Annotated in this window: 1 pseudogene; it reads right to left on the bottom strand. The window is 66.6% G+C overall.

Annotated features, from left to right (window positions below):
- Positions 1-933: pseudogene (locus KO516_RS21400) on the bottom strand (IS66 family transposase); the annotation flags it as partial.
- Between the last annotated feature and the right edge of the window lie 101 nt (positions 934-1,034).

Below are 1,034 nucleotides of genomic sequence, written 5' to 3' on the forward strand. Positions count from 1 at the left end.
CAAAGGGCGCACTCCACCGGGACTTGGCCGAGACACGCGTGCGCTGCGCCTGCAGCCAATCACCGAACTCGGTCACGAGGGGCGCGCTGCGGGCCTGACGCTCCGACAAACGTTGGCCTAGGCCCATGCCCCGGATCTCGGCCTCGATGCGGTAGAGTTCGGCGATCCGGCGCAGGCCCCTCGGCGGCGATTTTCGAACCGTCGCAGTCGAAGACCTCCTTCAGCTTGCGACGTGCATGCGCCCAGCAGTGGGCCACCGTGATCGGCGCGCCGCCCTTGCGGGACGGGCGCGTCAGCCGATTATAACCGGTATAGCTATCCAGTTGCAGGATGCCGTCGAAGCCCTGAGAATCTGTTCCGCATGGGCGCCGGCGCGGCTGGGCTGGTAGGTGAAGACGACACCGGGCGCGTGTTCTCCGCCCCATCCGCGATCATCGCGGGCCAGGGCCCAGAGATAGCCGGTCTTGGTCCGGCCACGGCCCGGGCCGAGGACCGAGGCGCTTGTTTCATCCATGAAGAATTTGCCGGATGACTTGAGATGCTCGGTCAGGCGGTCAACCACGGGGCCGCGGTGCCGCCCCAGTCCGCCAGGGTGCTGCGGTCGATCTGGATGCCGGAGCGTGCATGGATCTGGCTCTATCGGTTGAACGGCAGGTGGTCCGCGAACTTGGGCACCAGCACGTGCGCGATGACACCCTCGGTCGGCAGCCCGCCTTCGATCAGCCAGGGTGCCGCAGGCGCCTGCGTGACCCCGTCCGGGCAGATCCGACAGGCATACTTCGGGCGGATGTCGACAAGAACGCGGAACTGGGCAGGAACGATGTCGAGCCGCTCGGTGCGGTCCTCGCCGATCCGGTGCATGCGGCCGCAGCCGCAAGGGCAATCGAGGCTGGCAGGCTCAAGCACGCGCTCAATTCGCGGCAAGCCCACGGGCTGATGAGCCAAGCGGCTGAGGCGCGCTGGAATGCGCAGCATGGTTTCATACCAACCAAGTCGGTTGTGAACGTCGACCAGCTTGGACCTGTCGCGGTTTG

The organism is Citreicella sp. C3M06, from assembly GCF_018860705.1.
Lineage (GTDB): Bacteria > Pseudomonadota > Alphaproteobacteria > Rhodobacterales > Rhodobacteraceae > Salipiger.